Genomic DNA, 24,224 nt, shown 5'->3' on the forward strand with positions numbered 1-24,224 from the left:
CCCAAGTTTGTAGCGACTACTCTCAAGTCTGTAGCGACTACTCTCAAGTTTGTAGCGACTACTCCCAAGTCTGTAGCGACTACTCTCAAGTCTGTAGCGACTACTCCTAAGTCTGTAGCGACTACTCCCAAGTTTGTAGCGACTACTCCCAAGTTTGTAGCGACTACTCTCAAGTCTGCGCTATATAGCAATCCTAAATCATTCGTGAAAAATTAGATCCCCGACTTCTCAGAGAAGTCGGGGATCTGGACATCGCACATTTTCACAACTCATTTAGGATTGCTATATATGCCGAGATATTACTGAGATCAGCTAAAAATTTTACGAGCAGAAATTGCGATTTATGCTGAACCGAAATCGGGTTTAATTGAGGCAAGCTAGCTCTAGAAGTATCTTAAAAGAGCAAATTTATGTCTCGTCAAAAACGTACATCCCGCGTTTTAGAAAAAGCTGAATTAAGAGCATCTGGGATGAAATCGATTCTTCCAAGCATTAAATTTGATGAAGATTATACTTTAGGAAAACTGATTGAGTCAATCGAACAGTTGCGTAACAAACTTGATGTTCATAATAGCGCTTTAGCTATAGTTGATTCTTCTTTAACAGAAGTTGAAGAGATGGAAAAAAACTTGAGGCAGCTTTCTGAGAAAATGTTAATGGTGGTTGCTATCAAGTACGGCAAAGACAGCGCTGAATATGAAATGGCGGGTGGTGTTCGCAATAGCGATCGCCTCCGTAAAATGAGAGCGAGCCGCTTAAAAAATGTTGCTGAACAAGCATCAGATAAGAATGGAAAAACTGGATAGAAAACTAAACACTTAACCGAGTTTTCGGGAATACTTGTGTAAATGCGTAACCATTTAAGTAGGTCGGCGTAAATAATTATTGTTGGGCAGGGGGCAGGGGGCAGGGGGCAGGGAGAGAAAGAGTTTGAGCCTTATTTACTTTTCTTTACATAGTTTGGTTTTATTGCATTGACTTACTTACGCTCTATTAACTATTACAATTAAATGGCGATCGCAAACGAATTTAGATGGATGTTATCGGGAACTCCGTAATAATTTTACTGTTGCTATTGAACGTCGCGATCGCAATAAAAAATTTATAAGGGACTTCCAAATCAAAAAATATCCAATTAACTCCTGTGGGGTGGGCGACACGAGATCCCAGTTTATATGGTAATACGGTTCAGTTAAGGCTAAAACTCTTTATCAAAGTCAATTTTTTTAACGAACCGCAGAGGCACAGAGGGAACAGAGAGAGGAAAACAATGCTTAACTGAACCGTATTGGTTTATATGGCGCTCATGTTGCCCACCCCACAGTATTGGATAATTTATTTTTTGGAGTTCCCTAAGTCGTTGGGGAAGCTGGAATAGAGGCGGTATGGAAGTTTAAAAACGCGATGCACTCTTTAATCAATGTCAAATGTAGATGCTCCTTTCTGCTCTTCTCAGCTTTTTATGGCAAGCGCACAGATACACTACCTGCATGGGCTGGCAAACCTTCTGCCTCTGCTAAGGTGACAGCTGCTTTGCCTATTGTCTGTAATGATTGTTTATCACATTCTAAAAAAGTAATTCGTTTGAGAAAGTCGTAGACACTCAAACCAGAAGCAAAGCGGGCAGAACGGGCAGTTGGCAGTACATGATTGGGGCCTCCTAAATAATCGCCAATCGCCTCTGGAGTATAGCGTCCTAAAAACACGCTGCCGGCACACTTAATTTGATTGGCCAGGAGTTGCGGGTTGTCCACACACAATTCCACGTGTTCTGGAGCTAGTTGATTGAGCAGTGGTATACTCTCGGCTAAATCGTTAACCAGAATTACAGCTGCATAATTTTGCCAACTTGCACTGGCAACTTTTCTGGTGGGTAAATCGGCGAGAATTTTTTCAACAGCCTTGATTACTTGTTGCGCGAAGATTTCGGAATCAGTAATTAAGATTGACTGGGCATTAGGATCGTGTTCTGCTTGCGATAGTAAATCCCAGGCAATCCAATCTGGGTTGTTCTGGTTGTCGGCTACCACTAGAATTTCTGAAGGCCCAGCGATGCTATCAATGCCAACAGTGCCAAAGACTTGACGCTTGGCTTCAGCAACATAAGCATTACCAGGGCCAACAATTTTATCTACCGGGGCAATGCTTTCTGTACCATAAGCTAATGCTGCGATCGCTTGCGCCCCACCAATGCCATATATTTCTGTCACACCAGCAACTTGAGCAGCAGCCAATACGACAGGATTAATTTCACCACCAGGCATCGGTACTGTCATGACAATTCTTTCAACACCAGCAATTTTCGCTGGTAAGGCATTCATCAACAAAGAACTCGGATAGCTAGCCCGTCCTCCTGGTACATAAATTCCCACTTGCGACAGCGCTACCCAATTCAATCCTAATTTCACCCCCACTGCATCGGTGTAGCCAATATCTTGCGGTAGTTGTTTTTGATGGAAAGCCACAATCCTCTCACCAGCAAATTCCAGCGCCGCCAAGACATCGGCAGGACATTGGGCTGCGTGTTCGGCAATAAAGGTTTCGCTAAGATGCAAAGACTGGAGATTGTTGCGATCGAACCGGCTAGTATAGTCCTTAACTGCGGCATCACCACGCACTTTGACATCAGCTAGAATCTCGCGTACTGTCCCACTAACATCAACTGTAACTTCCCGGCGATCGCTTACAAGAGTTTTGAATTTGACAGAAAAATCTTTGTCGGTAGTTTGAAGTAGCTGCATGGACAGTACCTTAAAAGCAGTGAGGTCAATAATTAGTTTAACTCTTGATTAACTTGCTAGATATGACTGTGGCTTATATCCATCACTCTTTTTCAGATGTAAGCTAAAAGCACAAAAGATTATGAGTTAACATCCTATGCAGCAGTCCACAAGAGGCAATTACCGGGATCTTTGGCGGCAGCTTGTTACTTTGGTTGCAATCTTTGGTGCTTTTCTTATCAACGTAGTATCGAACATTTTTCCGCTCAATGGACTTAGCATCGGGGAAATTTCCAATACTTTGTTTAAAAATGTCCTGATTATCCCTGCCAATTACGCCTTTGCAATCTGGGGGCTGATTTACCTGGGGTTGTTTGCTTTTGGGGTATACCAAGCTCTACCTAATCAACGAGATGAGCCAGATTTACGTAAGACAGGTTATCTGTTGGTAATTGCCTGTGTTGCTCAAAGCATCTGGGTATATCTATTTTTGTCTCGGCTTTTTGCTCTTTCTGTCATTGCAATGCTCTTGATTCTGTTGCCGCTGATTGCTGTCTATGTGCAGTTAGAAATTGGCAAATCGCGTGTACCTCGGCTGAAAAAATGGTGTATTCACTTTCCGATTAGTATTTATCTAGGCTGGATTAGCGTGGCGACGATTGTCAATGTAGCGTGTGCCTTGGATTTTCACGGGTGGAACGGTTGGGGAATTTCTGCTATAATCTGGACTTTGATCATGGTATTAATAGCAACAGCAGTTGCAATAGTTATGGTCATCCAGCGTCGAGACATCGCTTATGCAGGAGTAACACTTTGGGCATTAATAGCGATCGCACTCAAGCATTTTGATAACTCAATGCTTAGAAATACTGTATTGGTTTTGGCAATTTTCCTAGTTTTAACCGCAACGATTAACAGCTTACGCGCCCAACAAGAACATATTTAAGTATGATGACCTAACCACCCCACAATAAATAGCTGTCAGTGCTTTAACCCAAGTTTTTCTAGTCCTCTTCTAGAGGACTTGCACCATTAGACAGGGAATTCTATTCCCTGGCGGTCTGTATTGCATAATAGCTGTCAGTGCTGTATGCAACCCCCAAAACTAAACAGTTAAAAATTCTTTTATGCTCAAAATTTCTAACCTTAACGTTTATTACGGCGAAAGCCATATTCTCCGCAATGTAGATTTGAGTGTACCATCGGGGCAAATGGTTTGCCTAATTGGACGCAATGGTGTCGGAAAAACTACCTTACTCAAAACTATCATGGGTTTACTCAAACCCCGTAGCGGTACTATTAATTTAGCTGAAGAATTAATCAACTCCAAATCTCCAGACCAAAGGGCAAAGTTGGGAATTGGTTATGTCCCCCAAGGACGAGAGATTATCCCTCGGTTGACAGTTCAAGAAAATCTACTGCTGGGATTGGAAGCTAGACGCAAACCAGTAAAAAAAGCAGAAATTTCAGAAGAAGTTTTTAGCTTATTTCCGGTGTTAAAAACCATGCTTTCGCGGATGGGTGGTGATTTAAGCGGAGGACAGCAGCAACAATTAGCGATCGCACGTGCTTTAATGGGAGAACCTCAATTACTCGTCTTAGATGAACCCACCGAAGGTATTCAACCCTCCATCATCCTAGAAATTGAAGCCGCAGTTCGTCGCATTGTCGAAACCACGGGCATTTCGGTTTTATTGGTAGAGCAGCATTTGCACTTTGTTCGTCAAGCTGATTACTATTACGCTATGCAAAAAGGTGGTATCGTCGCTTCTGGTTCTACAACCGAACTCAGCCAAGATGTGATTCAACGCTTTTTAGCTGTTTAATTTTGGAGGTATCTATATCAATAGTATCAGAAGCAATCAAGTCTGCTGCTTCTTGTAAAAGCTCATGCTGTTCCTTTTGAATTGCTTCCAAGCGATGAGAAATTTCTGCTAATCGCTGTTGTTTCTTTGGTTGAAAATTTTCAGGTAGTAAAGCTGGTAGATTATCAGTTTTTTTAGCACCTGTGATTTGTTGAACAACAAAACTGCCAACTTTAGTTAAGGATTGAAAACTAACTTGAATCAAAGCCTGAAGCAATTTGAACGGAACTTGCAGTATTGACCAACTAGCTGTTTCAATTAAGCGGACAATTGCTTTGATGATGCTCCAAATGAGAGCAAGTGCAAAAAGCAAAATTACTACACTAATAATTGGGTGATTAGTCGCCCAACCTAGTATTTGAACTAACTTAAAAAATATTGGGTGTTGTGTCAGCCAATCACTCGCAGAAGATGCGATCGCATCTTTAACTGCGCCCGATGTTGTACTCTTAAATTTATCAGCAGTTTGCCAAGTTTGCTCTAAGCTTGTCGTAACTGTATCAATTGCTTTATCAGTCGTTGTAGTGGCTGTTGTCTTCAAAGACTCACCAGCTTGTTGTGCTGAATTACTTAGAGAGTTAACACTTCCACCCACAAAATCTTTCACATTTTGCAAGCGTTGTAAAACTCCGTTAGGCAAATGTATGTTTATTTGGAATGTCATAAAACATTTTACCGAGGTTGAAATCTAACCCGCAATCCATCTTTCGGGCGATTAGTGGGAACCACAACTTCCTCTAAACTTTGATTGGGTAATATCTCCCAATGATAATTGCGTAGAAGATGAGCAGCAACAATCTTCATTTCCATTTTGGCAAAGGCTAGGCCAATACAGATGCGTGGCCCACCGCCAAAACCAACTAAACTAAAAGGATACTTTTTATGTTCTTGGCGCTGGGGACTGAAACGGTCTGGTTCAAAAAGGTCTGGTTCAGAATAAATTTCTGCAATTCGGTGAGTAACTCCAATTGAATAGTATAACTGCCAACCAGCAGGAACGTGATAACCTTTAAACTCAAAGTCTTTAATTACGCCACGAAACCCGCCTCCGACAGGTTGATGCAATCTTTCAACTTCCCACAAAACCTGCTCTAAATAGGGCATTTTCCCTAATTGTTCTAAATCCAAGTCACCTTGACTTGCAAGTTGCAATTGTTCAACTCTTGCTTTTTCGAGTACTTCTGGATGACGCGCTAACTCTACACACAACCAAGTCAGCATCGAAGTAGTAGTTTCATGTCCAGCAAATAGTAATAGTAAGGCCTGAGCGATGAGTTCTTTTTCACTCATCCGGTTCCCTTCTTCATCTTGGGCTTGCACTAATAAACTCAGAGCATCTTTTGTTGGATTTTGCTGACGTTCTCTGACAACACGAGTTAGATGCTCTAAAATCTGATTACGAGCAGCTATCGCTTTACCAAATGTTGTAAATGGCAAGGGCAACGGATTAATCGCAAACAGTCCATTTGTCATGGCTGCAAACAACTTGCTAAAACGTACACATTCAGGGCCGGGACGCGTACCCAACAATAATTGACTAGCAATATCAAACGTCAGTTGTTTAAATTCTTGGAACCAAGTAAATTCCTGCTGCTTCTCCCACTTTTGCAGATAACTACGTGTAATATCTTCCATCGTGGATACATAATTCGCCAATGCTGGGCCATGCAATGCTGGCATCATCAAGCGACGGTTTCTGCGGTGTTCTTCTCCATCTTGCAGAAAAAGCGATTCACCCAGTATTGTCTTGAAATTATCAGGCCATCCATCGCGCCAAGAAAAATTCTCCATTTGGCTTGACAAAACCAACTCTAATGCTTCCGGGCCGACCATCACTACAGTCGGTCTGCCAAGAAGATGAGTTTTGAAGATGGGCCCATGCTGGCGATAGCGCTTTTTAGCAAAATCGCGGTCGAAAAGAAAGGAGAGTGTTTCACCTAATACAGGCAAACCAAAGCTTCCAGGAGGAATTTGATGACTTTTCATATCTCTAAGGGTAGCTATGAAAAAGTTAACACGATATTCCAACTCTGCTGCGTTAGCAAAGCTCGCCGTAGGCATCGCAACACCCCAAAATATTCTTAGTACTTTCAAATATCTTTGTCTCTTGCACCCGTAACTCAAAACCTGTCATCTGTCATTACATTTATTAAGATTACATAATAATTTTACAGAAATGTAATATTACTTTTTATTCAATAAAATTGCTGAACGTTAAGATGTTGTGGATCTATTGTTGAAAAGTCAAAATTCTATGCATCTGGATTTACCACAACTGATTAAATCACTCGGCTATTTTGGGGTCTGGGCGATTGTCTTTGCTGAATCTGGCTTGTTAATTGGTTTTTTTCTGCCTGGGGATAGCTTATTGTTCACCGCTGGATTTGTTGCATCTCAGAATTTATTGAACATTTGGGTTCTGATAATTGGTGCTTTTATTTGTGCAGTCTTAGGTGACAATGTTGGCTATGTGACTGGGCATAAATTTGGCAGAAGACTATTTAAAAAGGAAGATTCATGGTTGTTCCATAAAAAACATCTTGTGAAAACTCAAAACTTTTATCACCAGCACGGTAAAAAAACGGTTGTTTTAGCACGCTTTTTACCGATTGTACGGACTTTCGCGCCCATTGTGGCTGGGATTGGTGCAATGCATTATCGCACATTTATGTCTTACAACTTAATTGGTGGCTTTCTTTGGACATTCGGCATTACCCTGTTAGGGTTTTTCTTAGGAAAATCTCTGCCACCTGAACAAGTAGATAAGTATTTGTTACCAATTATTGGATTAATTATAGTTATTTCTTTAGTACCATCGATTATTCATTTGGTACAAGAAAATAGAGCAAAAAGAAGTTGAAATATTTTTCAGATTTTGTGTAGAGATTTAAGTATATTTATTTACTGAGTTTTGATAAAAGTTGGTGTTGTATGGCTAGACTGTCTAACGAATTAGAACGCTATTTTTTTGAAGAAGACCGACCATCAAAAGTAACTTTGGCAGAGATTCTATTGTTAGCAAAAGAAAGAATTTTTGGATTTTTGTTGGTTATCCTGTCTTTACCTTCTGCTTTACCGGTTCCCGCACCTGGATACTCGACTCCTTTCGGCATCCTGATTTTTCTATTAGCAATACAGCTAATTGCCGGTGCAAAAACTCCCTGGCTACCCAAGCGGATGATGAATCATCCTATGCAACTTACAACAGTTCAGGGGTTTTTGAAAGCAGGTATTCCTTGGTTAAAAAGAATTGAAGCGATCGCTCGTCCTCGTCTAAGCTATATCTGTACTACTTTACCTGGTAGAGTGACCATTGGTATAGCGATCGCCTTGATGGCAATTTCCATGATGATTCCGATTCCAGGAACTAATACCCTGCCAGCAATGGGAATTTTTGTAACAAGCTTTGGCTTATCGGAAGATGATGGTGCTATTAGCCTGGGTGGTTTAGTTATGTGTGTGCTGGGGGGTGTTTTAACGACTTCCATCCTAGTGGCATTGGTTTGGGGTGGTTCGAGTCTGCTTGACATTATCAAGACTTGGCTAGGTCGTTAAATAGCAAAAATACTACTTGAAGAGAATGACACACAAACATCAGAGGTTGATAAGCTAAAACACATCTAATTTGCAGATGAAAATTTTCTCTATATCTTGTGAAGTGGACATCTTGCCCGCCCTAATTATGGAACTTGAATGCTGATTAGCTTAATACCCTGATGACTTCCTTAAATATCAACCTGTATCTGTTCCTAGAAAATCTCCTATTTTTCCTTATTGCCACACTTTTTATTGTGGTTGTGAACTGGGGATGGAAAAACGCAAAGCCTTATACTCTACCTTTACCATTTCCCGGTTGGTATAAAATCTGGTTTGGCTCGGTACAACTGCTAGCAGTAGTGCCGCCATTAGTGGTTATGCTATTGTGGGGTGTATGGTGGGGCGATCGCACGGTGTTAACTGTGCTTGCTTGGTATTTTATCGTTTTAGGGTTGCAAATTATCTCTGAAAGAGTGGCACTCAGGCAGTTGCAAAATGTCGTCTGGGTGATGGTTCCTTATATATATCTCCCTTACCGCTTTTGGCAGTTGTATGAGGGTTTGACACTTTTGGATTCTACCAGCGAGTTGCAGTGGGTACGATATTTATTGATTTTTGAATTGGTAATGTGGATTGTTAACTACGCCATAGATGTATCTCAATTGCCGCGGCTGTTTCGTTGGGAAGTAGAATCAAATGACGCTAGCTAGGGATTAATCGCAGAATTAGCCATTTTTACTAAAGAAGTGCGTTCGCCAGCTTTCAATCCAAAAACATATTGCACACCCTGTTGTCTCCAAATCAAGGTAGCATCTGAGCAACCAGCACCACAAGTAAAATCTACAAAATAGCCAGTAATGCCCTTAGCTAAAGATACACGTTTTCCAGTCAGGCTGGGTGTTTTGCGGGTTATGGCTGAAGCCGTAACAACACCTAAACGACAGGCAGAAGCACCATTACAGTCTGGACTATAAGCCAGTAAAATATCATACTTTTTTTGCGTAGCAGCTTCTATAGTTGCGTAAATTGGATTTTCACCATCCGACTCAGGAATAAACTTCGGTAAAAGAATCCGAATTTGAGTTTTTTGCTTTAATTTAGGCAGAATAGATTTAAAAACTGGGTTTACCTGAGTTTTAATCTGCTGCGCTATCAATTGGGACTGGTTATTTATATTGGCTATGGCTGACTTGTGAAAGCTGCTGACACTGACTAATAAAAATACGGCACACACAGCACTAGTATTTCTAAAGCTTAAAATCATCTTTGAAAACCTATTCGATCGAAAGTACTTATTTGTAATACCCAGCTTTAGTATAAAAATACGCATTTAACAGATGATATAATGTCTGCCTTATTACTTACTAAACCCCAAGAACCCCATCCCGCCAAAGCTGCGCTTTGTCTCCCCTCCCCGCTTGCGGGGAGGGGTTGGGGGTGGGGTGCAATGACTGTGGGAATCATAACTAATTATACGAACATGATATGAAGCGATCGCAATAACCAAGTATCTGCCATACACTAAAATTCGTGAGAGAGTTGACCTGGGGAACATCCTAGAGTCAAGATAAAAGGGTTGGATATCTTGTCAAAGTACTAAGCACATCCGATATCGCCTGATTTTCTTTCATTTCCCTGCTTTTAGGTTAAAGAGAAAGGCTATGGGTGATACTTATTAACGTGGCAAAAAACTGAAAAAAGTACGTGCGGATTGCTAAGACGTGCCTGGACGCAGAGGGTTAAGCCGTTGCACCCCGATGAAGCGTCAAGAAATAGCTGATTAAATCAAATTCTAAGCGATTTAATCATATATTTTGTAGCAGATACTTGTGGAAAAGAAAATGCTAGGTGTAAATGTTGTTATGAAAGTTGGCGATCGCGTCCGCGTTAAAGATTCGGTAGTGGTGTATCATCATCCTGAACATCGGAATCAGCCTTTTGACATCAAAGGTACAGAAGGCGATGTAGTAGCTATTGCCACCCAATGGCGAGACAGACCAGTAAGCGCTAATCTGCCGATTATAGTCCAGTTTGGTAAAAAGTTTAAAGCCCACTTGCGTGAAAATGAGTTAGAAGTCATCTAAAGCACTTATCGGCGGCGAAACCACTGAAATATATTCAGTTCGCCGCGCATTCTTTTAAGCTCTTGGCGGTTTTGTTCTGCTGTTGTATAATACCAATCACAATAACGCTGAAACTCCGACCGTGACCGAACTTCGTGGTAAAACTGATGGGTTGTTTGGTAAGCGGCAAAAGCTTCCTCAACTTCAGGTTGAGCAACTGGAATAATATAAGGTAAATTTTTTGACATAAAGTTAATAAAGTTAGAAGTTAGGACTTAGGAGTTGGGAGTGAGAAGTTTAGGCAATTACTACATTTCATAATTAACAATTCATAACTCATAACTCATAACTCCTAACTTTAATTAAAGCCAACCGCGTAAGCGATAAACTAAAGAACCAATATATTCTTTTAAAGCGATAGTAAATTGGTGTAAGTTATCAGTATCAGGTAATAAATTTAGTATAGCGGCTTTGGGAGTACTACCGAGTTCTTGCAACTCACCCTCACTAACTAGAAAGTCTGTAGGTGCAGGAATAGCATTGATTCCTTGACGCTGGAAAATCTGAAGCGATCGCGGCATATGCATTGCCGAAGTAACTAATAATACTTGATTTATCCCACGAGATAACAAGATTTTGCGGACATTTACAGCATTTTGATAAGTATTGAGAGAGTCAGGTTCTTGGATAATCGCCTCAGTTGGAATACCAATTGATGTAAGTATTGTGGCCATATCTGCCGATTCTGGTGAACCACTTCCACGCCAATCAATGCGGCCGCCGCTCAGAATGATTATAGGCGCTTTTTTCTGCCGATAGAGCTGGGCAGCGTAGATAACGCGATCGCCTGCTTCACTTAAATCGACGGTAGGTCTGGGGGGAAAAGCTGATTTTGTTGCGCCACCCAAAACCACAATCGCTTCTGCATTAGGTATTTGGACGGGTGGAAGATTTTGCCATTCTAGCGATCGCACTAATGATTTAGCGATCCAAGCATTGCTACAAAATAGCAGTAAAGTTAGGGAAAAAGCAATTGCGATCGCAGCAGTCCGCGGTCGTCTCCACAAAGTCACTAATGCTACTACCAAGCTTACACAGGCTAATCCTAGTGGATAAAAAAATAGCGGCAGTAATTTGGATAGATATAAAAACATATTATTAGGGCATGGGGCAGGGGAGCAGGGGAGCAGGGGAGCAGAGGAGCAGAGGAGAAGTAGCAAGTAAATCTTTCCCCTCGGTCACTGAGCGTTGGTCATTGAGCGTAGCCGAAATGAGCCGTTCGCGCAGCGTCTCGCAGAGAAGTGCTGCCCCTCTGCCCCTCTGCCTTTCGTGCCCTATTCCCAAATTACTACCTTTCCCAAAACTTGAAATTGAAACTACTTCCAGGAGCGCGACGGTAACGGCGACCGGCTTTTCTGATTTGCCGTTTGTTGATCCTTTCATTCGTTGGTTCAACTTCTGTGTCTTCTGATTCTTCAACTTGCAACTGAGTTCTAGTTTCTTCCTTACTTCCCCACCACGCAGTAATCCAACCTCCAGCTAAAGCACCTAATCCACCTAGCAAGATACTCATGGGTGCTGGATAGCCCAAATATACAAAACCCAGCATGAAAAATAACCAGTATTTCAATCCTGTATCGACACCATCAGATGAGGCGACAGATGGAGCCTGGGGGCTATTATCGGTTAAATTTGTGATCCAGCTTAAGATGAAACCGCCCATAATTCCTAAGAAGATACTCAGGGCTGGTGCGGAGCCAGTCATTATTAATATAAATGTTAAAAATGCCCCAAATAATAGTTGAGACAAGAAGCTGGGAGAAATACTGAAAAGATCGTTCTTTTTGTCTGCCATAAAATAAAAAACTTATTTAACTAATTACTAATTCATAATTCGTAATTGAGTTGAAAATTACGAATTACGAACTTGTACTGAGCGCAGCCTCTCCAAGAGTTGTATTACGAATTACGAATTATTTTAATTGTGCCTCTTGTGGCTGAGTTGTATCCCAAATCTTTACATAAGGTTGTTCCTCTTCAGTGAAAGGTTCAGCTTGTTTGATTTGTGAGGCTAATAAATCGGCGGTGGCATCAGCAATATCACCAGTGCGGTTGTTCAAACGCTCCTTTAGAACTTCCAACGGTGCTGTGCATTGGATAATCTGAAGGGGAAGTTGATGTTTTGTAGCTTGGGCGATCGCTTTTTGCCGTAACTGCTGTTTATCATACTTGGCATCCAAAATCACCGAAAAACCTTGTTTAGCCAGGATAATTCCCAATTCCAACAGCCGTGTGTAAGTTTTCTCGGTCATCTCCGGTGTATACAAATCATCGCCACCCCGTTCCCACAACGGAATTCCCCCTAAATGCTTCCGCACTGCATCCGAACGCAGGTGAATTGCTCCCTTTTCACGCGCTAAAGACCTGGCTGTGGTACTTTTACCAGAACCCGACAACCCCGACATCAAAATTAGTTGTCCCTGATTTGGTTTAGTGTATTCCCAAGCCTGTTTGTAATAATCAGCGGCGGTTTTTGTTGCTTCTTCCTTCACCGTCGCGGGTACGCTTGGATCGTCTAGCAAAAAGGATGTCACCTTAGCTCGGACATAAGCCTGACGACTTAAATATAAGGGCAACACCTGTAAACCTTCCCAGTCTCCAGTTTGCTCTATATAGGCATTCAAAAACGCATTACCCAAGTCTTTGCGCTGACGAGCTTCCAAATCCATCACCGTGAATGCCACATCGTACATCACATCGACAAAGCGAAACGGCTCATTAAATTCAATGCAATCGAACAACAAGATTTTATCGTGCCACAGGGCAATATTTCTCAGGTGTAAGTCTCCGTGACATTCACGAATATAATCGTTGTGAATTCTGCTAGCAAATAATTCTGGACGTTCAGCAAAAAATTTATCTGTATATTGCTTGGTTTCAGTAAATTGCGCCTGAGTCTGGGGGCCACCAATATACTTCTCAGTTTGCTGATAATTCTCATCAAAGGCAGCCCGGACATTTGGCACTTCGCCAAAAGTGCGAATGTAATCATTCGTCTGTGCTTCGGCATGATATTGAGCCACCACCCGTCCCAACTCATCTAGGTGTGTCTCATTTAACTTACCCTGTTCAAACAGTCTACTTAATAGCGACTCTTCAGGGAACTGCCGCATCTTCAGCGCGTATTCTACAGGCTCAACAGTTCCCCCTAACTGGTATTGCTCCCCTACCAGAGTTATGGGCAAAACTTCTAAATACAGTTCACCAGCACCCCGCTGATTTAACCGTAACTCTTCCTGACAAAAATGCTGCCGCTTATCTAAGGTGGAAAAGTCCAAAAAGCCAAAATTCACAGGTTTTTTCAGTTTATAAGCGTAATCTCCAGTCAACACCACATAAGAAATGTGAGTTTGAATTAGTTGAATGGGTTCTGTTACCTTATGGGGATAAAATCCCGGCTGCAACATTTGCTGAATTAAAGCTGGAAGAGTCGCTTCTGTCATCTCTGTCCTCTGCGCTCTCTGCGCCTCTGCGGTTCAAATACAAAAAAACCAGGAGTTCCCCCCTGGTGTCATCAAAAATTATTACACAGTTTACCTAGCTTAAGAAGCTGCTTCAGTTTCCGTACCAGCATCTTCAGCGCTAATTTGTGGTGGCAAAACGCTGACAACAAGTCGTTCTGATTCAGCTAGAGGTGTTACACCTTCAGGAAAGGCTATATCACTAATACTCAAGCTGTCGCCAATTTGCAGATTAGAGACATCGATTTCGATGACATCTGGGATGTTTTCTGGCGCACAACTCACTTGTAATTCAGAAATTACGGTGTCTAACACGCCACCCTCTTGTTTAACACCAATAGCAGCTCCCACAAAACGCAGCCGTACTTCTACAGTGGTGTCGCCGTGGCCAGCAACCGCGAAAAAGCTGAGGTGATAAGGCGTACCTTTGGCTGGATGGATCTGAAGTTCCCGCAGCAAGGTTTTGCCACGCCAAGGTGCATCAGCAACATTCAACTCAATCAAGGTGTTGTTAACGGAAGCTCTTTTGAGCAAACGCTCAACAGTTTTAGCTTCAATGGTCAAAGAAATAGATTCTGTACCCTTATGACCATACAAATTGGCAGGTATCAATCCAGCACGGCGCAAAGCTCTTGGCTTGCTGCCTTCTGGACGTTTTTGAGATTCGACTGTAATAGCCATAGAAGTTGTTAATTAGAGTTAGTTGTTAATTAGAGTTAGGAGTTAGAAGTTAGGAGTTAGGAATTTTGATTGAATTACTCACTCTTAACTCCTCACTCTTAACTAAGCACTAAGTAGGGTAGCAGGTGTACCGTCGGGGTGCAATAAAGCGCGTTTGGGCCCGTGGATGGGGTCTTCTACGATTATGGTTTGATCGCGGCTGGCTCCTAATGAGACGATCGCGATCGGGACTTCCATCAATTCGGCTAAGAATTTGAGATAATCCAATGCTGCTTGTGGCAAGTCTTCTAGGGTGCGGCAGTGAGTTGTTGACACTTTCCACCCTGGCAAGGTTTTGTAGATGGGGCGACATCTAGCAAATTGACGAGAACTTGTGGGGAAGTGTTCGCTGCGTTGGCCATCTATGTCATAAGCGACACAAACTTGGATTGACTCTAACTCATCGAGAACATCCAGTTTGGTGAGCGCCATACAATCCATGCCGTTAATCCGCACGGCATAGCGACCAATGACAGCATCAAACCAGCCACAGCGCCGTTTGCGCCCGGTAGTTGTGCCAAATTCGGCACCGCGATCGCACAATAATTCTCCTAACTCGCCATCCAATTCAGTCGGAAATGGCCCCTCGCCGACACGGGTTGTATAGGCTTTTGATACCCCAATTACCCGGTCAATCATTGTCGGCCCTACCCCTGCACCAACGCAAGCCCCACCCGCTACCGGGTTAGAGGAGGTGACATAAGGATAAGTTCCATGATCTAAGTCTAGGAGTGTACCTTGTGCGCCTTCAAACAAAATATTGCGCCGTCGCTGAATTGCATCGGATATTTTTAACGATGTATCAATAACGTAAGGCCGCAAGCGTTCTGCATAACCCAAATACTGTTCAATCACCTCTTGTGGATCTAGAGGCGGCAAGTTGTAAAGCTTTTCTAAAATGACGTTTTTATAATTAATCGTCCACTCCAGCTGCTCGCGCAGCCCGTCCGGGTTCATCAAGTCTAAAACCCGAATGCCTGTACGTTCAGATTTGTCAGCATAAGTCGGCCCAATGCCCCGACCTGTTGTGCCGATCTTATAGCTTCCCCGTCGTTCTTCAGATGCCTGGTCAATCAATCGATGATAAGGCATCGTTACGTGGGCTGTCTCAGATATCAGCAGGTGGTCAGTGGAAATATTTAACTCTTTTAGTTGGTCGAGTTCTGCGATCAAAATCTGTGGATCGATGACTGTTCCACAGCCGATAATGCAATCGGTATTTGGATACAAAATCCCAGAGGGTATCAGGTGCAGTTTAAAGGTCTGACCTTTAACTACAATCGTGTGTCCAGCATTGACACCCCCTTGGTAACGCACCACAACATCTGCGGAACGGCTGAGTAAGTCAGTTATTTTACCTTTTCCTTCATCGCCCCATTGGGCACCTATGACAATGACGTTAGCCAAGAGCTTATATTAAGAAGTAAAGTTTCCACAAACTATAATTATTAACATATTGCTTAGGTCGTGTCAAGATAATTTTAGTAAGAGCCTACAGACGTGCGCCTCAACAGCAAATTCCATTGTGGATCTATGATGTCACCCTGTTATGACAGCGATTACCATCAACTTTAATAAATTTACGGATAGTGTGGGGTTAATTAAAATTCCAAATCAGAGATGTTACATTACAACGTCTCTGTAAAGATTATAGATAGGCAAATTACCCGATCCAAACTGTATTAGCGATACTACAGTTCCAAATGAATTTAAATTTATTTATAGGCGTTGCTGAATCAAGGGATGATTCTTGTAGGGTGGGCGACACGAGATCCCTGAAATACAAGGGATGGACATCTTGCCCGTCTCACAAAACTAGCAAAATCATCCCGCAAATATGCAACGCCTTAAATTTATATTAAAATTTAGCGGATTTCTTTGTGAGTATCATGTATGAATCATCATCCTTAAAAATCCAGATATTTACAACTATAACAGATTGTATTTTGCTACCCGTGTTATCAAAATCCTTAAAATATTCTCAGTATTTGTTTTTAGTCTTTAATCTTAATTGATGGAGGGCATCTGCGGCAGAAGGCGCGATCGCATGAGCAAAAAATGGTATCGAGTCCAAAAGCTGAAAGCAATATTCGTCCTAGCATTGGCAGTTGTATTTACTAATGCTGTGGTTTCGTATAGCAACACTGTGAAACTGATTCACAACCAGCAATGGTTAACATACTCCTATAAAGTTATTACCCAAATTGAAAGTATCCAATCTACACTCAAAGATACTGAAACTGCACAACGTAGTTATTTAATTACAGCAGATGCAGATGATTTACAAACTTATCTGGCAGCTTCTCAAAAAACAAATAGCAATATTCAGACTCTCAAAAGTTTAACTACCAATAACCATCAAAAGCAGCAGTGGATTGCTTTACTAGAGCCGAAAATTACCAACAGACTCAACATTTTACAACAAGAAATTGACCTCAGACAAAACCAGGGATTAGAAGCAGTTCGGCAGCAAATATTATCTGATAATGACAAACAAATTGGCAAAGAGATTCACCAGTTGATTAACGACTCTTTGAAAGCGGAGAAAAATTTATTACAGCAAGAAATGCAGCAGTCACAAGCGAATTCCCAAAAGGCGATAGTGACATTTTTTATCGCTGCAATTGTGGATTTGGTGCTGGTGGCGTTGCTGTATGATTTGTTGTGGCGTTATATCAGGCAACTTCAGCAGACGGAACTGGCTCTACGTCAAAGCGAAAATCGTTTACGAGCCATGATAGATGCAGAACCAGAATGCATCAAGTTAATTGCCAGAGATGGCACCCTTTTAGAAATTAATGCAGAAGGGCTGGTAATGATGGAAGTGGAAAGTGCTGATGTCTTGATTGGTAAACCAGTTGATGCTGTAGTTGCACCAGAGTATAAAGCAGCCTTTGCCGACTTACATAAAAGTGTCTGCCAAGGTAACAAGGGGACTTTGGAGTTTGAAATCGTGGGATTTAAAGGCACTCGCCGCTACATAGAAACTCATGCCGTACCCCTACGTAACGAATCTGATGGCACGTTTATCCATTTGGCAGTAACGCGAGATATAACCCAGCAAAAACAGGCAGAACAGAAAATTCGCGAACAAGCAGCGCTGTTGGATGTATCAACTGATGCAATTATGGTGCGAAATATCCACCACCAAATCTTATTTTGGAATAAAGGTGCTGAACGTCTATACGGCTGGAAAGCTGAGGAAGTTGTGGGGAAGAATGTTTTACAACTTTTATATAAAGAAATTTCACCACAGCTAAAAGATGCTTACTTGAGGGTGATGAATACAGGTGAGTGGCGGGGTGAGTTACATCAACTGACAAGGGAAGGCAAAGTAATTATCGTTGAAAGTCGGTGGACACTGATCCGAGATGATCGCGAACAACCCAAATCTATTTTGAGTGTGAACACTGAGATTACGCAGCAGAAACAACTAGAAGCTCAACTTCTGCGATCGCAACGTTTGGAGAGTATCGGCACTCTAGCTGGCGGTATCGCTCACGACCTCAACAACATACTATCGCCAATTTTAATGTCAGTTCAACTGTTGCAGAAGAAATTGCCCGATTCGCAGAGTCAGCAAATACTGCAAACTTTAGAAAATAATGTCAAACGCGGCGCTAATTTGCTTAAACAAGTGTTATCTTTTGCACGCGGTATTGAAGATAAACGGACAATTGTGCAAATTCAGCCTTTGATGGCAGAGATTGAGCAAATTATTGCTCAAACATTCCCCAAATCCATTAGTTGCCAGATAGATATCCCTAAAAATCTCTGGTACGCTCGTGGAGACATAACTCAACTACATCAGGTATTGATAAACTTGGTAATCAACGCCCGCGATGCTATGCCCAATGGCGGCATTTTAAGAATTGCGGCGGAAAATCTGGTGATTGGCGAACATTCTGCCCAGATAAATATAGATGCGAAAGTTGGTTCTTATATTGCGATCGTGGTGACGGATACTGGTATGGGGATGTCGTCAGAAGTCCAGCAACGGATTTTTGAACCATTTTTCACTACTAAAGAGGTAGGCAAAGGTACAGGTTTAGGACTTTCTACGGCGTTGGGTATTATTAAGAATCACGGTGGTTTTGTAAATGTTTACAGTCAAGTAGGCAGAGGTACTCAATTTACAGTGTACTTGCCTGCCTCAACATTCAGAGACACACATTCGTTGTCTCAACAATTGGAATCAGTTATCCAAGATAGCTAAATATACCTACAACCTTTATGATGACGATAGCAACAAGCAAAAATCGTACCTGTTAAGTCAATGAAATGGATCTTAACAACTGCTCTGATTTTGAGCAGTACTACCCAATATTCAGCACAAGTAATAGATCAAACTAAACAACCAATTACTAATAAACAGCCTGCACAACCAGTTAAAACACCTGCTTCACCTCAACAACCTACTTCTCGACCAGTTTTTATTTTGCCAAAAGCACCTGCTCCATTAAGTCCTGTATCTGGGCGTAGAGCCGGAATGGGTAGTCGAGATAATTGCCCTGCGGTTTCAACCCCGCTCACTGCTTTAGTACCATTTCAAGAGGAACAAAAGGTTGGCAAACAGACAAACAATTCAATTGTCGGGACTGTAGAGGGACTAACCACTTTAGAACAGCCTACGTTTTGGTTTTACATCCCTTACACTCAGGATTTGTCTAACTCAAGTGCTGAATTTAGCTTACAGGATAGCGCCGAAAATGATGTTTATAGAAATGCGATCGCCCTACCGTCAAAACCAAGTATCATTGGTATTTCTCTCCCTAGTACTGCTTCATTAGAAGTAGATAAGACATATCGCTGGTATTTAAAAGTACGTTGTAATCAGGAGACAGCAAGCGTTCCTGTATATGTAGAAGGGGATATTAAAAGAATTAATTTAGATTCTCGTGTTATCCAACAAATAGAAGCCGCAAATGAGCCTCGACAAAAAATTATAATCTATGCTGAAAAAGGGATTTGGTTTGACGCTTTAAATCTGCTAGCAGAAATACACATTTCTAATTATCAAGATGCATCTGTCAAAGAAGATTGGCAAAGCTTATTACAATCAATCAATTTGGATAATATTGCTACGATGCCTCTAATAAAATTACCAACCCGCGAATAATTTCATATCCAGTAAAGTATCTATAGGAATCCGGTTTTTTTTATAAAATTATTTGTGTAGGGAGGGAACAGGGAACGGGGAACAGGGAGCAGGAAAGAAGCCTCTTGAAGCTGTGCTGAGTTTTAAAAACCTATATTCCGCTCTTCGGAGAGTGGAGAAATAATTAAGAATCTGGCTCAGAAATAAGGTAGTAGCGACGACAAGCTGTGCTGAAGAATCGCAGTATATGTTGTCGCTGTTGAGTCAAGTTGATGATTTGTGGTACACCCTGACAGAAGAGGGTTATTAACTATTTTGATATGCAAAAATTCCAGTTAAAGATATGGTTTTTGTATCTCTTTAATTCGGAAGCGTAGGGGATTTTTTAAATCAGTCAGGTATTTTCGATGAAGTAGTGCTTTATTTCCGGTCAATTCTCGAAGATTTGCCTGATAAATGAACAGGTAAAATAAGCACTATCAAAATCAAATACTAGTCCTATATAAGCCTAGATTTTACAACCAATTGCCAACTATAACGTAGGGGGCCCAGTACATCGGACGGTTATATTCAGGAGCTTCAAGTAATTTTAATTGAGCAAAATGCAAAGCTTCTGCCGTAGTTTTACCAGTCACTAACTGGCGGTAAAATTCCTCAATCAATAAAGCTGTAGAGTTATCGCCAATTTGCCATAGGGAGGCTAAAGTACTCCGCGCACCAGCACGCAGGGCAACTCCTGCTAATCCTAATGCAGCTCGGTTATCTCCTGCTGCTGTTTCGCAAGCACTCAAAACCAGTAATTCAACTGCTTCTGTTCGTTTTTGCTCTCTACTTTTCAGCAAACTATCTAATTCACTCACATTGATACGTCCATCGGCTGCTAGGATAAAAGTGTCTTTTGCTTTAGAGCTAAATTGCCCATGAGTTGCCAAGTGAACAACTCTAAAAGCTTGAGCGTTGATAGTTTTTGCTAAATTTGTACTGGTAAAATTTTTATCCAATAATGTAGTTGTTGATACGCCTGATTCTTGAATTAATTTCAGTTCAACCTTAACGTTGGGAAGTGGTGCAAACTTTTCACTTTTGGGTGGTTGTGATAGTCCTCCCAGTAGGGCATTTAATTTTTTGTGTGCTAAAGGTTTGGGAGTAAATAGTTGCAGTCCGGGGCTAATAGCTATAGAGTATTTTTGGACTAAATACTCTTTGCCATCATACAATGCAGACATCGGTATATTTCGCAGCAAACCATCTGGAATAAAGACTAGAGTATTAACTTTCCCATTTTTGAGGTCTGTTTCAACTGGTTTAATTAACCAGTTATAAAGCTGTTGAGAAACTGCTTGAAATTGCAGATTAGCATCAGGTTCGACTATTGTCTCTCGGATTTTTGTAATAACTTGCTCTACTTGCTGACGTTTGACTTGAGAAGTTTTATGCATCAATGTTTGATTGGGAAGTTTGACAATAATTTCTAAATAATTATCTAGAATAATCGGGTAGAAAATAGCAGTATTCGGGTTGTCGCGGTCTACTACTTTGTCCAATACCACAAATTGGTTATTCAAGCAAGCTTCTCGGAAAAAATTATCGAGTTCTGCAACTTGCAAGGCTTCAATTCGCTGACGTGCTTTATCTAAATCTGGTTTTCCTTGTCCTTTCTCTTGTAAAATCAGCTCTACAGACTGCCGATAAAGAGGTTCTATGCGATCGCGAAAATTGAACTGTACCTCTCGATTAACCCCAACTAAATCGTTGCGAAGAGACTGAAGAGTAGTTACAGCAGCATCATAAGCAGATATGGCGGCTGGCATATTTCCCTGTGCTTTGAGCAAACGTCCTAACTGCCACTCAAGGCGATAAGCTATATCTGAGGCATCAATTTTTTGAGCGATAAATAATGCTTGCTGCGTCAAATCCTGCGCTTCTTGCCATTGTTGGTTATGCTCATAAACTTCTCCTAAGCTGCCCAGTGCATAGGATTCGGCACGTTCATCACCAATTATTTTGGCTTGCCGAACGCTAGTTACCAGAATCTCTGCAATATCTTTTTTATTACCAATTGTGGCCAAAGTCTGAGCAAAATTGATCCGTGCATAAATACCAGCTTGATTAGTAGGCAGATGGGGGACTTGAGATTGGATTGTGGGTATTAATGATTTTGCTTCCGTGATGCGTTCGTTTTCGACCAGCAAACTCAGCTGATTAATCAGGGCTTGAACCTTGGTAAGAGGCTTTGGTGCAATTTTGGCAGCATTTTCATAATGAGCGATCGCATCTTTAATATTACTTAACGACCTAGCAGTATTACCGAGACTAAATTCTGTCAAACTAATTTCTAGAGGCAGTTGCAGGCGTTGAGCGATTTCTAAGCTTTGTTGTAAGTTTTTCTGGGATGACTCTAGTTCGCCTAATTGTTGTAAGACATTGCCAAGCGATCGCAAAGCTGTTACTTTTACAAGGGAGTCAGGTTGAGATTGTAACTGTTTGGATACTTCCTTCAATATATCCAAACTACGACGGTAAAAACCAGCAACTCGTAAAGCTTGTGCTTGGTTGATCCGGCTGCGCGTTACTCCAGGATTATCATTTAATTTCTTCCAGATTTGCTCTGCTTCTTGTGATGTTTTCACAGATGCATCAGTTTGTCCCTGTGCTAGTTGCAATTCGCCCTGACTATTTAGAGTTGGTGCGAGAATTTCTAACAATTCAGATTTGGGATTGTTGACATTTAACTTTTGATTTTTCTCATCCCAGCCAAGTAAATTTAAGCTATTGTCGATAGTTGCATCAGCTTCTTTCCACAAACCAAGTTGCTGGTATATAAGAGAGAGGTTAGTCAGCGCTGCGGCTTGTGCAAGGTTATTGTGTTCTCGTTGATAGTTACGGACAGCTTGTTGTAGAACATTTACTGCTTCAGTAAAGCGTCCACTTTGATAAAGTGCTTCTCCTTGCTCAAGAAGTGGCTGTGGTGTTGTGGCTGGGAGTTTATTGGTTTGAATGTGAAACCTGTTTGGTGAATTTGTCTGGAGTTGTTTAGCAAATGTGCTAGGGATAATAGTCAAGAAAACAGCAAGAGTAAATAAAACTACGGGAGTTAGCGCAAATCTAACTACTCGCTTTGCAAACTGAAGTTTTGCCATATTTCACACCTCACTGAGATACAGGACAAAAAGCAGAAGTTTTCCAAGGGCTGTGAGGCTTAATTTGAGGAACTTGCGCTACTAGTTCTATGTTTCCATTGCTATTAACTACCCAGGCAGAAGCTTCCACAATTGGAGTTGCAGCAGCAATGGAAGTAGTGGAAACTGCTGTTGGTTGTGGCTGAGTTGTTGTGTTTGCCAAGCTTTCTGGTTGTGGTTTTAATCTTACCCAAGCAGACACAGTACTTGAATCTTCTAATGGTTCAGTGGGACTCATCGGTAGTCCGCCGCGTCCTGTTGCCACAAATGTATTTTGGAACTGCCGAGTTCCAGGCGTACAGGCATTGGAAATTTGCCTAGAAGCATCAACTAGATTAATCGGGAGTTCGACTAAACCGTTACTAGGATTTATATCAGGCGGAGTAATTTCTATATTGCCGCTTAAATCAGGAGTTGCGCCCGTGGCAGTGATATCGCTTGTGTTTAGCGAAGGCTCATTTCGGGACTGAATGCCAAAGATACCTGCAATATTTTTGATGGTGACATTCCCGCCACGGAAATTAGCAGAATCTGCTCTAATGTCGCTATTTTCATTGGGAACGGCAAGGATGAAGCCATTTTTGTTATCAATTGTGATGTTACCGCCAGGGATATCATTACCACTGGCGTTAGTGGTGATGCTGCTACCTCGACGTAATAATAGTAGAGGCGAGTTGAGAAAGATATCTCCACCACCTCCTGTAGTGTCAGCGCTTATTTTTGCGCTGTTGTCAAGACGGATAGAGTTAGCATTTACTGTTAAATTACCTGCTTCACTCTTACTTGTACTGCTGACAGTTATTTGCACTCTATCTTTAAGAAGCAACTCACTCTGGGCATTAATCTTAATACTACCTGCACTACCTTGCCCGCTAGTTGTAGCATAAAGTCCACTATCCCCACTTACTGACAATCTACTAGTTTCGATATTAATATCACCTGCCTTACCCTTACCATTCTTTTGAATTTGGGTAATTAAAAATACGCTATTGTCTAAAGATACTTCCGGTGATTTGATGTTGATACTTCCACCATTACCGAATGAATTGGAACCCACTTCGCTATAAACGCGAGTGTTGTTTTTCAAGGAAACTTGCTCCCTGGCTTCCAAAGTAACATTCCCAGCTTGAGCGGGATTTCCATCCTTTCCCTTTCCATTAAGGATACTTGCAGCGACAATCGCCTCATTATCAAGAACAATAGAATTTGCCTTGATTGTAATCTCATTTCCGTTGCCAGTACTCTTTCCAACAACATCGCTACCGATAGTTGGTTGGGTATTGTCTCTAAATCCTGTTAAAAAAACTGTATCAGTTGCATTAATTATGACACTGCCAGCATTTCCTGCACCGTAAGTTCTGGTTAACAGTTGGGCACCGTTTTGAACAGAAAGTATGCCTGTATCAATGTTGATGTTGCCACCATTACCTTTAGCGTTTCTATTTACCCAGCTAAAGGCTCCCCCCCCATCGAAGCTCACAGCATTGGAGGCATTAATCTTAATACTACCTGCACTACCTT

At 41.7% G+C, this 24,224-nt stretch carries 21 protein-coding genes and 1 pseudogene; 10 read left to right on the top strand and 12 right to left on the bottom strand.

Translation table 11 applies throughout. From position 1 onward, the window contains the following. Together RMX69_RS00975 and RMX69_RS00980 are read left to right on the top strand one after the other, a co-directional pair. Positions 1–216 (top strand): hypothetical protein (locus tag RMX69_RS00975; RefSeq protein WP_322636179.1); only part of this gene is annotated, 216 nt, incomplete at its 5' end. Positions 217–410: 194 nt separating this feature from the next. Then, entirely contained in the window at positions 411–806 is a 396-nt protein-coding gene (locus RMX69_RS00980; protein WP_289799808.1) for a hypothetical protein, read from the top strand. 654 nt (positions 807–1,460) lie between these two features. On the opposite strand, the gene hisD is transcribed toward RMX69_RS00980, so the two are convergent. After that, positions 1,461–2,741 (bottom strand): histidinol dehydrogenase, encoded by a 1,281-nt coding sequence (hisD, locus tag RMX69_RS00985; protein WP_322636180.1) that lies wholly within the window; start codon positions 2,739–2,741, stop codon positions 1,461–1,463. 136 nt (positions 2,742–2,877) lie between these two features. Between hisD and RMX69_RS00990 the strand changes: the two genes are divergently transcribed. Together RMX69_RS00990 and urtE are read left to right on the top strand one after the other, a co-directional pair. Continuing rightward, positions 2,878–3,666: a tryptophan-rich sensory protein gene (locus tag RMX69_RS00990; protein ID WP_322636182.1), complete on the top strand. Its 789-nt coding sequence runs from the start codon at positions 2,878–2,880 to the stop codon at positions 3,664–3,666. Between the two features lie 181 nt (positions 3,667–3,847). Beyond that, positions 3,848–4,546 (top strand): urea ABC transporter ATP-binding subunit UrtE, encoded by a 699-nt coding sequence (gene urtE / locus RMX69_RS00995; RefSeq protein ID WP_289799806.1) that lies wholly within the window; start codon positions 3,848–3,850, stop codon positions 4,544–4,546. On the opposite strand, the gene RMX69_RS01000 is transcribed toward urtE, so the two are convergent. Continuing rightward, entirely contained in the window at positions 4,509–5,249 is a 741-nt protein-coding gene (locus RMX69_RS01000; protein ID WP_289799805.1) for a hypothetical protein, read from the bottom strand. The genes urtE and RMX69_RS01000 overlap by 38 nt on opposite strands. Before the next feature lie 8 nt (positions 5,250–5,257). Then, the gene (locus RMX69_RS01005) at positions 5,258–6,571 is read right to left on the bottom strand and encodes a cytochrome P450 (RefSeq protein ID WP_322636344.1); all 1,314 of its coding nucleotides are present in this window, start codon (positions 6,569–6,571) and stop codon (positions 5,258–5,260) included. Positions 6,572–6,839: 268 nt separating this feature from the next. Between RMX69_RS01005 and RMX69_RS01010 the strand changes: the two genes are divergently transcribed. The 3 genes from RMX69_RS01010 to RMX69_RS01020 all read left to right on the top strand — a co-directional run bounded on the left by RMX69_RS01010 (position 6,840) and on the right by RMX69_RS01020 (position 8,832). Further along, on the top strand, positions 6,840–7,445 hold the full coding sequence (locus tag RMX69_RS01010) for a DedA family protein (protein WP_322636183.1): 606 nt from the start codon (positions 6,840–6,842) through the stop codon (positions 7,443–7,445). A 71-nt stretch (positions 7,446–7,516) separates the two neighbouring features. Continuing rightward, positions 7,517–8,140, top strand: coding sequence for an exopolysaccharide biosynthesis protein (locus tag RMX69_RS01015; protein ID WP_322636184.1), 624 nt, complete (start codon positions 7,517–7,519; stop codon positions 8,138–8,140). A gap of 161 nt (positions 8,141–8,301) precedes the next feature. Further along, positions 8,302–8,832, top strand: a complete 531-nt coding sequence (locus RMX69_RS01020) for a hypothetical protein (RefSeq protein WP_322636186.1) — start codon at positions 8,302–8,304, stop codon at positions 8,830–8,832. On the opposite strand, the gene RMX69_RS01025 is transcribed toward RMX69_RS01020, so the two are convergent. Continuing rightward, the gene (locus RMX69_RS01025; RefSeq protein ID WP_322636188.1) at positions 8,829–9,386 is read right to left on the bottom strand and encodes a hypothetical protein; all 558 of its coding nucleotides are present in this window, start codon (positions 9,384–9,386) and stop codon (positions 8,829–8,831) included. The genes RMX69_RS01020 and RMX69_RS01025 overlap by 4 nt on opposite strands. A gap of 598 nt (positions 9,387–9,984) precedes the next feature. Here RMX69_RS01025 and RMX69_RS01030 point away from each other — a divergent pair. After that, positions 9,985–10,206 (top strand): ferredoxin-thioredoxin reductase variable chain, encoded by a 222-nt coding sequence (locus tag RMX69_RS01030; protein ID WP_289800134.1) that lies wholly within the window; start codon positions 9,985–9,987, stop codon positions 10,204–10,206. 5 nt (positions 10,207–10,211) lie between these two features. Here RMX69_RS01030 and RMX69_RS01035 read toward each other — a convergent pair whose 3' ends face one another. From RMX69_RS01035 to RMX69_RS01060, 6 genes are all read right to left on the bottom strand, one after another. Beyond that, positions 10,212–10,433: a hypothetical protein gene (locus RMX69_RS01035; RefSeq protein ID WP_289799802.1), complete on the bottom strand. Its 222-nt coding sequence runs from the start codon at positions 10,431–10,433 to the stop codon at positions 10,212–10,214. Between the two features lie 114 nt (positions 10,434–10,547). After that, complete coding sequence (locus tag RMX69_RS01040; RefSeq protein ID WP_322636190.1) at positions 10,548–11,339, bottom strand: YdcF family protein; 792 nt, start codon at positions 11,337–11,339, stop codon at positions 10,548–10,550. 194 nt (positions 11,340–11,533) lie between these two features. Further along, on the bottom strand, positions 11,534–12,040 hold the full coding sequence (locus tag RMX69_RS01045; RefSeq protein WP_322636191.1) for a hypothetical protein: 507 nt from the start codon (positions 12,038–12,040) through the stop codon (positions 11,534–11,536). Between the two features lie 118 nt (positions 12,041–12,158). Then, complete coding sequence (locus RMX69_RS01050) at positions 12,159–13,688, bottom strand: AAA family ATPase (RefSeq protein ID WP_322636192.1); 1,530 nt, start codon at positions 13,686–13,688, stop codon at positions 12,159–12,161. A gap of 99 nt (positions 13,689–13,787) precedes the next feature. Further along, on the bottom strand, positions 13,788–14,387 hold the full coding sequence (locus RMX69_RS01055; protein WP_289799798.1) for a 50S ribosomal protein L25/general stress protein Ctc: 600 nt from the start codon (positions 14,385–14,387) through the stop codon (positions 13,788–13,790). 102 nt (positions 14,388–14,489) lie between these two features. Then, the gene (locus tag RMX69_RS01060) at positions 14,490–15,833 is read right to left on the bottom strand and encodes an adenylosuccinate synthase (protein ID WP_289799797.1); all 1,344 of its coding nucleotides are present in this window, start codon (positions 15,831–15,833) and stop codon (positions 14,490–14,492) included. Positions 15,834–16,473: 640 nt separating this feature from the next. Here RMX69_RS01060 and RMX69_RS01065 point away from each other — a divergent pair. Both RMX69_RS01065 and RMX69_RS01070 read left to right on the top strand, forming a co-directional pair. After that, the gene (locus RMX69_RS01065; RefSeq protein WP_322636194.1) at positions 16,474–18,642 is read left to right on the top strand and encodes a PAS domain S-box protein; all 2,169 of its coding nucleotides are present in this window, start codon (positions 16,474–16,476) and stop codon (positions 18,640–18,642) included. 60 nt (positions 18,643–18,702) lie between these two features. Beyond that, positions 18,703–19,545 carry a DUF928 domain-containing protein gene (locus RMX69_RS01070; protein ID WP_322636195.1) on the top strand — a complete coding sequence of 281 codons (843 nt, stop codon included), beginning with the start codon at positions 18,703–18,705 and terminating at the stop codon, positions 19,543–19,545. 494 nt (positions 19,546–20,039) lie between these two features. On the opposite strand, the gene RMX69_RS01075 is transcribed toward RMX69_RS01070, so the two are convergent. Next, positions 20,040–22,664 carry a CHAT domain-containing protein gene (locus tag RMX69_RS01075; protein ID WP_322636196.1) on the bottom strand — a complete coding sequence of 875 codons (2,625 nt, stop codon included), beginning with the start codon at positions 22,662–22,664 and terminating at the stop codon, positions 20,040–20,042. A gap of 10 nt (positions 22,665–22,674) precedes the next feature. Then, a pseudogene (locus RMX69_RS01080) lies at positions 22,675–24,224 on the bottom strand (S-layer family protein); the annotation flags it as partial.

The sequence above is a fragment of the Nostoc sp. EspVER01 genome, assembly GCF_034530635.1.
In the GTDB taxonomy this organism is placed as follows: domain Bacteria; phylum Cyanobacteriota; class Cyanobacteriia; order Cyanobacteriales; family Nostocaceae; genus Nostoc.

Bases quoted from the DNA above. Each gene is read 5' to 3' on its own strand.
- RMX69_RS00980 (WP_289799808.1), top strand. From the start codon at position 411: ATGTCTCGTCAAAAACGTACATCCCGCGTTTTAGAAAAAGCTGAATTA.
- hisD (WP_322636180.1), bottom strand. From the start codon at position 2,741: ATGCAGCTACTTCAAACTACCGACAAAGATTTTTCTGTCAAATTCAAA.
- RMX69_RS00990 (WP_322636182.1), top strand. From the start codon at position 2,878: ATGCAGCAGTCCACAAGAGGCAATTACCGGGATCTTTGGCGGCAGCTT.
- urtE (WP_289799806.1), top strand. From the start codon at position 3,848: ATGCTCAAAATTTCTAACCTTAACGTTTATTACGGCGAAAGCCATATT.
- RMX69_RS01000 (WP_289799805.1), bottom strand. From the start codon at position 5,249: ATGACATTCCAAATAAACATACATTTGCCTAACGGAGTTTTACAACGC.
- RMX69_RS01005 (WP_322636344.1), bottom strand. From the start codon at position 6,571: ATGAAAAGTCATCAAATTCCTCCTGGAAGCTTTGGTTTGCCTGTATTA.
- RMX69_RS01010 (WP_322636183.1), top strand. From the start codon at position 6,840: ATGCATCTGGATTTACCACAACTGATTAAATCACTCGGCTATTTTGGG.
- RMX69_RS01015 (WP_322636184.1), top strand. From the start codon at position 7,517: ATGGCTAGACTGTCTAACGAATTAGAACGCTATTTTTTTGAAGAAGAC.
- RMX69_RS01020 (WP_322636186.1), top strand. From the start codon at position 8,302: ATGACTTCCTTAAATATCAACCTGTATCTGTTCCTAGAAAATCTCCTA.
- RMX69_RS01025 (WP_322636188.1), bottom strand. From the start codon at position 9,386: ATGATTTTAAGCTTTAGAAATACTAGTGCTGTGTGTGCCGTATTTTTA.
- RMX69_RS01030 (WP_289800134.1), top strand. From the start codon at position 9,985: ATGAAAGTTGGCGATCGCGTCCGCGTTAAAGATTCGGTAGTGGTGTAT.
- RMX69_RS01035 (WP_289799802.1), bottom strand. From the start codon at position 10,433: ATGTCAAAAAATTTACCTTATATTATTCCAGTTGCTCAACCTGAAGTT.
- RMX69_RS01040 (WP_322636190.1), bottom strand. From the start codon at position 11,339: ATGTTTTTATATCTATCCAAATTACTGCCGCTATTTTTTTATCCACTA.
- RMX69_RS01045 (WP_322636191.1), bottom strand. From the start codon at position 12,040: ATGGCAGACAAAAAGAACGATCTTTTCAGTATTTCTCCCAGCTTCTTG.
- RMX69_RS01050 (WP_322636192.1), bottom strand. From the start codon at position 13,688: ATGACAGAAGCGACTCTTCCAGCTTTAATTCAGCAAATGTTGCAGCCG.
- RMX69_RS01055 (WP_289799798.1), bottom strand. From the start codon at position 14,387: ATGGCTATTACAGTCGAATCTCAAAAACGTCCAGAAGGCAGCAAGCCA.
- RMX69_RS01065 (WP_322636194.1), top strand. From the start codon at position 16,474: ATGAGCAAAAAATGGTATCGAGTCCAAAAGCTGAAAGCAATATTCGTC.
- RMX69_RS01070 (WP_322636195.1), top strand. From the start codon at position 18,703: ATGAAATGGATCTTAACAACTGCTCTGATTTTGAGCAGTACTACCCAA.
- RMX69_RS01075 (WP_322636196.1), bottom strand. From the start codon at position 22,664: ATGGCAAAACTTCAGTTTGCAAAGCGAGTAGTTAGATTTGCGCTAACT.